At 41.2% G+C, this 8,769-nt stretch carries 7 protein-coding genes and 1 pseudogene; all 8 read right to left on the bottom strand.

The window, feature by feature from the left end:
- Positions 1–144: 144 nt before the first annotated feature.
- Entirely contained in the window at positions 145–930 is a 786-nt protein-coding gene (locus tag HMPREF2764_RS02580; RefSeq protein ID WP_000760744.1) for an ABC transporter permease, read from the bottom strand.
- 1 nt (position 931) lies between these two features.
- Positions 932–1,750, bottom strand: coding sequence for an ABC transporter permease (locus HMPREF2764_RS02575; RefSeq protein ID WP_070526980.1), 819 nt, complete (start codon positions 1,748–1,750; stop codon positions 932–934).
- A 1-nt stretch (position 1,751) separates the two neighbouring features.
- Positions 1,752–2,744, bottom strand: a complete 993-nt coding sequence (locus tag HMPREF2764_RS02570) for an ABC transporter ATP-binding protein (protein WP_070526977.1) — start codon at positions 2,742–2,744, stop codon at positions 1,752–1,754.
- Positions 2,745–3,115: 371 nt separating this feature from the next.
- Positions 3,116–4,048, bottom strand: coding sequence for an alpha/beta fold hydrolase (locus HMPREF2764_RS02565; protein WP_070526974.1), 933 nt, complete (start codon positions 4,046–4,048; stop codon positions 3,116–3,118).
- A 128-nt stretch (positions 4,049–4,176) separates the two neighbouring features.
- A complete protein-coding gene (locus HMPREF2764_RS02560) occupies positions 4,177–5,058 on the bottom strand; it encodes a class II fructose-bisphosphate aldolase (protein ID WP_001019005.1) in 882 nt (293 codons plus the stop codon).
- Positions 5,059–5,196: 138 nt separating this feature from the next.
- A complete protein-coding gene (gene vncS / locus HMPREF2764_RS02555; protein ID WP_070526971.1) occupies positions 5,197–6,525 on the bottom strand; it encodes a sensor histidine kinase VncS in 1,329 nt (442 codons plus the stop codon).
- Positions 6,522–7,178: a response regulator transcription factor VncR gene (gene vncR, locus HMPREF2764_RS02550; RefSeq protein WP_000697940.1), complete on the bottom strand. Its 657-nt coding sequence runs from the start codon at positions 7,176–7,178 to the stop codon at positions 6,522–6,524. The genes vncS and vncR overlap by 4 nt, the downstream gene beginning before the upstream one ends.
- Positions 7,179–7,320: 142 nt before the next feature.
- A pseudogene (gene vex3 / locus HMPREF2764_RS02545) lies at positions 7,321–8,699 on the bottom strand (ABC transporter permease subunit Vex3).
- Positions 8,700–8,769: the final 70 nt, after the last annotated feature.

Below are 8,769 nucleotides of genomic sequence, written 5' to 3'. Positions count from 1 at the left end.
ACGTGGTTTGAATTTGATTTTCGAAGAGTATGAGCTAAATCGGCTATTACACTTAAAGTATAGCACTCTAAGAATAGGTGTCAAGAATTTTTCATCTCTATTAGAAAAAGCCTGTCCTGAGACAAGGCTTTGGTATTCTATTATTTACGAACCTGCACTTTCGTAGGCATCCAAGCCCCTATCCCAAAGTTTAAGGGAAATGACAAAGAAAACCAGAGAAATCAACATCAAACCTCCGATGTTAAAGATTACATCCTTGTCCTGCAAGAAATAGCTGGCAGGATAGTAGGCCGTAAAGGCAAATGGCACGATAAAGCTAATCAACCATCGAAGGACTGAATTGTAAATGGAAATGGGATACTTGGCAAAATCATTAAACATATAAAAAATGTAAATCATTGCTCCTGACTGCTTGGTCCAAAAAGCGATGCTGGCTGTCGCTATCTTCAAGGAAGTATAAATCAAGGTCGCAAAAGGAATGCAGACTAGGAAAAGTAGGAATTTTGGAAGAGTCCAAGCAATGCTAGATACCGTTGTCGCTAGTAGGATCCCACCAACCAAGAGTTCTCCCAAGGCATCAATCTGAAAAGTCTCAACTAGAATATGAAAGAGAGGATTGATAGGACGTGTCAAATACTTGTCAAACTCCCCTTTTCGCACCAAGCGTTGTCCCAGTGCCCAGAGATTGTCAAAAAAGAGATGGTCCAGTCCCTTGGGAACCAAGGAAAATCCATAGATAAAAGCAATTTCTTGAAAAGTCCAACCTTCTAGGGATGGGATGTGTTGAAAGATGACATTGAGAAACAAGAGGTTCAAGCCTTGGGTCAGAAAAACTCCCAGAACACCAACTACAAAATCCACCTTGTATTCCATGATTTGCTTGATGTATTGTCTGATAAAAATCAGATGCATGCGTTGATATTTTTTCATACTAACCTCCCTGAATGGTAATGAATGACTGGACTCGTTTCCAAATCAACTGAGACAAGCCCACCATCACTAAGAGCCAGAAAAACTGCAAAGCGAGCGCCTGAAGAATCTGATTGGCATCGTATTTCCCAACGATAATCATGACCGGAGTGTAAATCAAGGATGAAAAAGGCAGGAAGGACAGAATATCTGAAACAACCTTTGGAAAGAAAGCCAAGGGAATCAAACTTCCAGACATAAAGGCCACTATGGAAGTCTTGAGTAGATTGGAACCCCAAAGATTTTTAAATACAAAGGCAGAAAAACCAAAACAGATATTAAAGAAAAAGTTAATCAGATAGGCCAGCGTTAAGCTAAAAAGATAAAGGACAGTTAATCCCAGCACTTCTACAATCCCTTGCCCAGATAAGATTTTCATCAAAAAAATGACACTTAAAAATGGCAGTCCAACAGAGATAAAAATCAACCACTTGGAACCAAGTTCCGTAAAGAGATAAGAGGCTGCAAAATGCACTGGTCTCAGCAAGCGCATGATGATGGAACCCTCCTTGACTTCCTCCCCAATCATAAAGGACGAATCTGACCTAGTCAGAAGATTTGTCACAAAACTCATGATGATATAGAGAGTAATATCTGCCATACTGAAGCCCTGAATCAAAGACTCTTGTGAGGAATCAAAGACAGCCTTCCAGAGATAAAAAGCCACAAAAGCACCCATGACATCACCGATCCGATAGAGAATAAAGTTGACTCGATAGGTAATCAATTCCTGAACACCTGCATTTATAAAGGGTTTATAACGTCTCCACAATTTGACCATCTTAGAGCTCCTTTCGGTAGAAGCGACGGATTATATCCTCAATATCCGTATCCACCATCTTCAAATCGCGGATTTCAAAATCAGACAGGGTTTGCTTGATAATATCAGCTGATTGGTAGCGAGAACTATCGAATTCAATGTTGAGGCTATTTCCCTGTCTATCAATAATCATATCAGGCAGGCCTTCATAGTGAGAGACGAGATGACTTTGACCTGGTAGCAGTTCAAAAGAAAGAGTCTTCATCTTTCCAAAGGTTTCCTTGAGCTGGCTAACCGTTCCATCAAAAATCTCCTGCCCCTTGTCTATCATGAAAATCCGATCACAGAGTTGCTCAATGTCGCTCAGATCGTGAGTTGTCAAGAGAATGGTAGTCTCTTCCTCCTGATTGATCTGAGTAATGGCCCGACGAATGTTATCCTTAACCGAAACGTCCAAGCCAATGGTCGGCTCATCTAAAAAGAGAACTTTAGGATTGTGAAGCAAGGAAGCTGCAATATCCGCCCGCATCCGTTGTCCCAGCGAAAGAGTTCTAACGGGATCCTTGATAAAGTCCTTCAAATCCAAGACTTCATTCAAAAAGTCCATACGCTTATGAAAGAGCGAATCTGGCACATCGTAAATCTCTTTCAAGACCGTGTAGGTCTCTTGCAGTGCCAAATCCCACCATAGCTGGGTGCGTTGTCCAAAAACTACGCCAATATCTTTGACATAATCTTGACGATTATCCTGAGGAATCTTGCCGTTAATCCGACAAAAACCAGATGTCGGTTTCAAAATCCCAGTCAGCATTTTAATGGTTGTCGACTTCCCAGCACCATTTGCCCCGATAAAGCCTAGAATTTGGCCTTTTGGAACCTCAAAGGTTAAATTCTTGACCGCTTCAAAGGTCTGTTTTTCAGGATGAATAAAGGAGCGCAAAGCTCCCTTCAAACCAGGTTCCTTGACTGTCTTCACAAAATTTTTCTGAAGATGTTCCACTTCTATCATTGCCATAAATCTCTCCCTATAGCAAGGAATAGCAACATTGTATTTTTAACTACAAATATCTAAATCCTTACTTTCTACAACTTCTACATTTTATTATTACAGAAGGCTTTATACCAACCTATTATAGTCCAATAAAAACTAGAATGCAAGCGTTTGCCTATGGATTATGAAATTAGAGATTTCTCTCTTAAAATAATACTTTGAAACAAAAATTCTGATTTGATGATTTCCTAGAACACTAAAAAACCCTGCCCATTGGGCAGGGTTTTTGGTAAGAAAAAGAATTTTTTTTAATCGAAAAAATTCACGATTCTACTGTTAATCCTTCAGCATTTAATTATTGTCATCAGTCTAAAATTAAAATGATCTCTAAACCATCAATTACTCTTTAAAAAATCTTCAATCTGAGAAACTATTTCATGACTTTGATAATGATAGAGGTCGTGAGGCGCATCCATATAGACGACTTGAACATTAGACTGGTCGCTTATAAATCTCTCTGCATAACGTTGCCATTCTGATTGGCTAAAACTAGTACCTTCACCGTTAGACACCAGTAATAAGGTGGGAATTTTCGGATTGATGCTAGAAGTAACTTTCTTGGCGTTTTCCTTTACCGTTTGAGATTCATGAAGCATGGCTTGTGACATCAACTGCTTATATGCTAGTAATTTATATTGTTGTCGTTCAGTTTCAGTCAGAGTTGGATTTTTTATATATAAGGACTCAGGGAAATAACGTAAAAAACCAATCTTGCTGCTCCAATAGGCCAACGTAAGCAAGGCCTGATTATCCTTTAAATACTCATAACTTGATGGCAGTGCCCAATCCAGACCAATCAAGGCTTTCACTTCATCAGGATACTTCTCCTGCCAAGCCAAACTCTCTAGACTAGCCATGGAATGAGACAGAATGATAAACGGCCCTGTGATATTTGCTTGCGAAAGAGCTTGGCGAGTCTCAGACAAAACCTCCATCACATCTCTTGAATGATTGCTATCATCACTATAACCATATCCCGCTCGCTCCACGATGACTACCTTATACCGTTTCGATAAGGATTCCGATACATTTTTAAAGTCCAATATGGGAGAAGCAATACCAGCACCTGAGAGAACTACTATAGTCTCAGGTCCATCCCCTTCAACGTAAATATTTATTTGATGTCCATTGACAAGAACTTGTTGTCCCATAGGTGATAGTGAGGCTTCTTCCTTTTCCAAACTGATACGGTGAAAGATGAATGTAGCGAGTAAAAACAAAAGAATGAAACTAAGAATGCCAAGAAACCATTTTTTCAGTATTTTCATAGCATTATTGTACAAAAAATAGAACCTTTTAGCAACTTAAGATTGGTTCTTCTACAGTATATTCGCTATATATCCAGACACAAAAAACCCACCCAATGGGCAGGTTTCATCTGTATTGTTCAGCTAGATTATGCTTTACCTTCTGAACCGAATACGTCGATACGTTCTTCAACTGATGCTTGGATAGCTTTTACACCGTCAGCCAAGAATTTACGTGGGTCGAAGAGTTTCTTCTTGTCGTATTCTGCTTCGTTTGCTTCGTAGTCACGAGCAAATTTACGAGTTGCGTTAGCGAATGCGATTTGGCATTCAGTGTTAACGTTAACTTTCGCCACACCAAGTTTGATAGCTGCTTGGATTTGGTCATCAGGAATACCTGAACCACCGTGCAATACGATTGGGAAGCCTGGTACAGCTTCAGTCAATTTTTGCAAGTGGTCAAGGTGAAGACCTTTCCAGTTTGCAGGGTATGGACCGTGGATGTTACCGATACCAGCTGCCAAGAAGTCGATACCAGTTGCAACCATTGCTTTAGCATCTTCGATTGGAGCCAATTCACCATCACCGATGATTCCGTCTTCTTCACCACCGATAGTTCCAACTTCAGCTTCTACTGATACACCATTTGCGTGAGCAAATTCTACAACTTTACGAGCTTTTTCAAGGTTTTCTTCAACTGGAAGGTGTGAACCGTCAAACATAACTGAAGTATAACCAACTTGAATACACTCAAGTGCATCTTCGTAGTGACCGTGGTCAAGGTGGATAGCTACTGGTACAGTGATACCCATTGACTCAACAAGGTTAGCGATCAAGTTGCGAGCAACTTTGTAACCACCCATGTATTTAGCAGCACCCATTGAAGTTTGGATCAAAACTGGAGCTTTTTTAGCTTCTGCTGCACGCAAGATAGCTTGAGTCCACTCAAGGTTGTTTGTGTTAAATCCACCAACTGCATAACCGTTGTCACGAGCTGCTTGGACAAATTTTTCTGCTGAAACGATTGCCATTTGTCAGGCCTCCTATATATTTTTTGGGACATCCCATTTACATTGTTCATTTTATCACTTTTTGATAAAAAAAGCTAGTTTTTCCCGCAGTTTCGATTGAATTTCTTCTAGCTTCATCTATGTAAACCCTTTCTCTCCCTAGTCTTGGGCGACTTTTGGAAAAGCTATGAAGAAGGTCAAACGATTCTCCTTCATCTCAAAACGATAAGGCAATTTCTCATGTTCTAATAAACTTTTGACCACAAAGAGTCCCATCCCCGAACCTTTGGCCTTGCGACTAGCATTTCCAGAAAAAGACTGGGCCAATTGTTCTTGTTCTTCAGGACTACAGCTATTCTCGATAAAGAGCTCCCCTTCCCTCTCGCCAATGCGGACCAAGCCGCCTGTAGTGGAGTGCTTGATAGCATTGCTGATGAGATTCGATAGGATTAGTTTCATGACAGATGGGTTTATGTAAGCCTGCTGATGGGTTAGGCTAATGTCTACCTGAAGTTCTCTCTCCTTGGCGAGCAAAGCATAATCCTTAACCAGACTTTGCGTCATCTGAAGGAGGTCAACCTCTTCTTTCTCCTCTCGAATTTCCTGCACAGAAGAGAGAGAAAGTATCTGGAGAACGTGGTGACTGAGGTCGTCTACAATTCCCAAGGCAACTCCCAGATAGTGGTCTCTATCCTTATAACGACCGACATTTTCTTTCATATTTTCAATCAGAATTTTCAAGCTAGCCAGAGGTGTTTTCAATTCATGAGAAGCCCCTCGTAGGAACTCAACCTTCATCTTCTCCAGCTGGAGAATAGCTTCATTCTTGTCATGCAAGTCCGCAATGACAGTCAAAAGATGCTGGTAAAGGCTATTGATTTGTTCCTTGAGATCACCAATCTCATCCTTAGAATCCACACGCAACCGTACTTCAGCATCCAGGTCCATCATCCGACGGGTCACCCGCTTGATTTCCAAAATCGGGGCAACAATGGTCCGAGCATAGATGTAGGCCACCAAGAGGGAAATTAGAAAGGATGCCAACAAAGTATAGGGAAGAAACTGGAGACTGATCTGCTCTGCTTCCTTTTGCAAATCCATGGAAGCTAGAAACTGAAGAGTCATAGTGCTACCATCTTGCGTTTTTACCTCGCGTTCCTCAATGAAGAGTGAAGTTGTCTGGCGAGCTGTATCTAATGGAAAATTATCCTTAACCTCTAACTTGTCCTCAGTCATCTCACCCTTAACGGAACCTTTGATATCACTGGTCTGGGAATACAAGTCTAACACTTGCTCGATACTCTGCCTATCCTTTCCGTCAAGGGACTGGGCAATGGCTGTCGCTTTCTGGCCAATGGTTTCCTGACGATGACTTAGATAAGTTGATGGAAAGAGAAAATAAATGGCTAAATGAAGACAAATAACCAGAACACTAAAAATCGAGAAGGTATAGATAAATATTTTAGTAAATAGACCTGTTCGTTTCATTTTCGCTCCAATTTATAACCAACATTGCGCACAGTGAGGATACAATCCAAGTCTAGCTTTTTCCGTAATTCCTTGATATAGACATCAATGACACGGTCAAAGGGAACCTCATCTGTCGCTTTCCATACGGCATCGATTATCTGAGATCGAGTCAATGCCCTTCCTTCATTTTTCACCAGATAGTCCAAAATTTCCAACTCTTTAGCATTAACAGCCACTTCTTGACCTGCTAGGCTGGCACTGTAGCTCTCAAAGTCCACCTTGGTATCCTTATAGGAGAAGATTCGTCCCGTATCGTAGTAACGCTTGAAAATCGCGTCCACCCTCACTTTTAAGAGGGAAAGGGAGAAAGGTTTTTCCAGATAGCCATCTGCTAGCGAAGCAAAAGCACTCATCTTGTATTCCTCATCCTGAAAGGCTGTCAACATCAAGACAGGGACCTGGCTGGTTTTACGAATCTCAGCTAGGACTTCTAGGCCATTGAGCTTGGGCATCTGAATATCCAGTAAAACCAAGGCTACTTCATAGCTGGAAAATTTTTCTAAGGCTTCTTGCCCATCTGCTGCCTCAATGGTTTCATAACCACAATCCGTCAAATAATCACTGATCCCCTCACGGATCATCTCTTCATCTTCTACAATTAAAATTTTCATAGAAAAAACGTTTCACATTCCTTTAAATTTCTTGTAAATCATCTCAAGTTCATCCTGAAAGAAAGAGGCCTTATCAAGATAAAATAGATAAAAATGCTACCTATATTATACCCCATTTAGAGGAGATTAGGTAGCAAGTTTGTTATTCGCTATCCAGCAGAAGCTCTTTTGGTTGTTTTCTAAGGAGATTGCTTGAAGCAAGCGCCATAACGAGAACCACTAGAACCAAGGCAAGGACAAAGACGATGATAAAGTCTGATGTCTGAATGGAAATGTCTAGGCTCGACAAGGTTTTACTAAAGCCATCTACTTCTGCACCACCACCAAGGTTAGAGGCTTGAGCAGCCTTGCTGGCTTGCTTGGCAACACCTGAAGTGACATTGGCAAGAACAGTATTTCCGATTGCACGCGCTGTGTAAGTAGCTAAGAAGTAAGCAGAAACTAGAGCAGGAATGGCAATCAAGATAGATTCAGTGATGAATTGTCCCAAGATACTTGCCTGCTTGAGACCGATAGAGAGGAGAATTCCAACTTCCTTGCGACGGGCATTGATCCAAAGGCTGAGCAAGAGGGCAAGGAGAAGGACTGAGAAGCTCAAGCTACCCCAGAAGAGGAGGTTGGCCATCTTGTACATACCAGAGATAGATTGCTCAAGAGCTGGGTAGTTAGATGAGCTCTTAACAAGTGTATAGCTCTTCCAGTTGATACCGCTGATGCCATTCAACTCTTTCATAACATCATCCAAGTTCTTGTCCGCTGTTACAAAGAAGGTTGCGTCCCCATAAATAGCTGTGTCTTCTGTATAACCATATAGTTTAGCAGCTGTATGGATGTCTGTGATGGCTGTATTTTCATAGAGTTCTTGTGAGTAGGTTACTGCTGACTTATTATGACCATCAAAGAGTCCCTTGATTGTCACTTCGACTGTTTCCTTGGCACCTTTTCATTGTCTGCATCGTAGATATTAGAGTCTAGTTTAACCTTATCCCCGACTTTCCAGCCGTGTTTGGCTGCCAAGTCCTTGTGCAGGAGGATCTTGTCCTTGTCGTCGTTTGTTAAGTGCTCTCCTTCAACCAATTTATAAGAGCCCGAGACAAACTTGTCTTCTTTAGAGGAGTCATTGACACCTGTAATCATCAAGCTACTTCCAAAATGTTTAGCACGGTCAGGTGTCAGATTTTTCTTGGTTTCTGGAGTTTCGATAAGTTCATATCCAGTCAAATCTCCGATAGCGTTGATGCGTTTCACATAAGACTCAATGGCCTTATTTTCGGTTATTTTTTTGATATCTTCACCTTTAATATTCCCAGCACCACGAGGCGTTCCTTGATTGACGCGACGATTGATTTGCATGGAGAAGCTATTGGTGATATTTTTAAAGGTCTCCTGAGAAGCCTTGGCAGTAGCTCCCTTGATCGACAAGCCGACCAAACTCAAGCTCGCCATGAGGAGAATAATCAGGAAGATAACAATCGATTTGAAAAACTTCCTTGTAACATAGGCAAATGCGTTGTGTAACATAGGTTCCCTTTCTAGATGTTGTTCTATTTTATAGTTCTGATACTCAATGAAAATCAAAAAGCAAACTAGG

Source organism: Streptococcus sp. HMSC073F11, from assembly GCF_001810785.1.
GTDB lineage: Bacteria > Bacillota > Bacilli > Lactobacillales > Streptococcaceae > Streptococcus.
The sequence above is the reverse complement of the archived record's forward strand: the minus strand, read 5'-3'. Positions and strand labels throughout refer to the sequence as shown.